Here is a 1,524-nt window from a genome sequence, read left to right on the forward strand (position 1 = left end):
GGGTCAGTAATCCGAAGCCCTTACGGGCTCACCCCAACGGGGTGAAAATCTGGGTGGGTCCGTCCGGCTGACGTCGTATCCTCTTGGCGCTTTCCGAGCCCGTGGGTCAGTAGGACGGTGGGAGTTCGAACGACAGGCACCCGGAAGTGTTGCTTCGAGCACGAGTATCAGAGTCTCCCGCCTGCCTGACTCCCCCGGACGGTCCCGCCTGCGCGGCCTGGACCTGGAGGGGACGGCGAGACGATGGACGTGATCCACGAGCGGTGCGCCGGGATCGATGTCAGCAAGACCGACGTGAAGGTGTGCCTGCGCCTGCCCGGCACGGGCAAGCGGCGGCGGAGCGAGGTACGGGTCTTCTCCACGATGACCCGCGACCTGCTCGCCATGAAGGACTGGCTGATCGAACAGGGTGTGACCCTGGTCGGCATGGAGGCCACCGGCGTGTACTGGAAGCCGGTGTTCTACGTACTCGAAGACGCCATGGACTGCTGGCTGCTCAACGCCCGCCACATGAAGGCCGTGCCCGGCCGCAAGACCGACGTCGCCGACTCGGAGTGGATCGCCAAGCTCATGGAGCACGGCCTGGTCCGCCCCTCGTTCGTGCCGCCGCAGCCGATCCGGGAGCTGCGGGACACCACCCGCTACCGCACCGAGGTCGTGCGCGAGCGCACCCGCGAGATCCAGCGCCTGGAGAAGCTGCTGGAGGACGCCGGGATCAAGCTCTCCTCGGTCGTCTCCGACATCGTCGGCAAGTCCGGCCGGGCCATGCTGGAAGCCCTGGTCGCCGGCGAGCGCGACCCGCTGGTCCTCGCCGAGATGGCGCTGGGCAGCATGCGCGGCAAGCGCGAGATCCTCGCCGAGGCGCTGAGGGGCCGCTTCACCGGCCACCACGCGTTCATGGTCCGCGCGATGCTGGACCGCATCGACGCCTGCAAGGCCATGGAGGCCCGCCTGAGCGAGCGGATCGACGCGCAGGTGCGGCCCTTTCGCCGTCGGATCGAACTCCTCGTGACCATTCCCGGGATGAGCACCCGCTCCGCCGAGGTCGTCCTCGCCGAGATCGGTGCGGACATCACCCGCTTCCCCACCGCCGCCGACCTGGCCTCCTGGGCCGGTGTCTGCCCCGGCAACCATGAGTCCGCCGGCAAGCAGAGCACCGGCCGCACCCGGCACGGCGACCCGTGGCTCAAGGGCGTCCTCGGGCAGGTGGCCTCCTCGGCGTCCCGCTCCAAGGGCACCTACCTGGCCGCCCGCTTCAAGCGCATCGCCTCCCGGCGCGGCAAGAAGCGGGCCCTGGTCGCCGTCGAGCACTCGATCCTCATCGCCGCCTGGCACATGTTCACCCACGACATCGAGTACCACGACCTCGGCGGCGACCACTTCCTCGAACGCACCGGCAAGACCAGGCAGACCCGACGGCTGGTGAGCCAGCTGAACCAACTCGGCTACCAAGTCACTCTCCAATCCGTCGAGGTCGCCTGATCTTCAAGAAGGGCCAGGGGAGGGGGATTTTCGTATCAGAGG

Annotated in this window: 1 protein-coding gene; it reads left to right on the plus strand. The window is 68.4% G+C overall.

Features of this window, described 5'->3' with window-relative positions; all coding sequences use genetic code 11:
- Positions 1-243: 243 nt before the first annotated feature.
- Positions 244-1,482 carry an IS110 family transposase gene (locus ACFVXG_RS46105; protein ID WP_387936499.1) on the plus strand — a complete coding sequence of 413 codons (1,239 nt, stop codon included), beginning with the start codon at positions 244-246 and terminating at the stop codon, positions 1,480-1,482.
- Positions 1,483-1,524: the final 42 nt, after the last annotated feature.

The sequence above is a fragment of the Kitasatospora sp. NPDC058162 genome (assembly GCF_042884005.1).
Classification (GTDB): domain Bacteria; phylum Actinomycetota; class Actinomycetes; order Streptomycetales; family Streptomycetaceae; genus Kitasatospora.

Coding starts and splice junctions, on each gene's coding strand:
- ACFVXG_RS46105 (WP_387936499.1), top strand. CDS start 244: ATGGACGTGATCCACGAGCGGTGCGCCGGGATCGATGTCAGCAAGACC.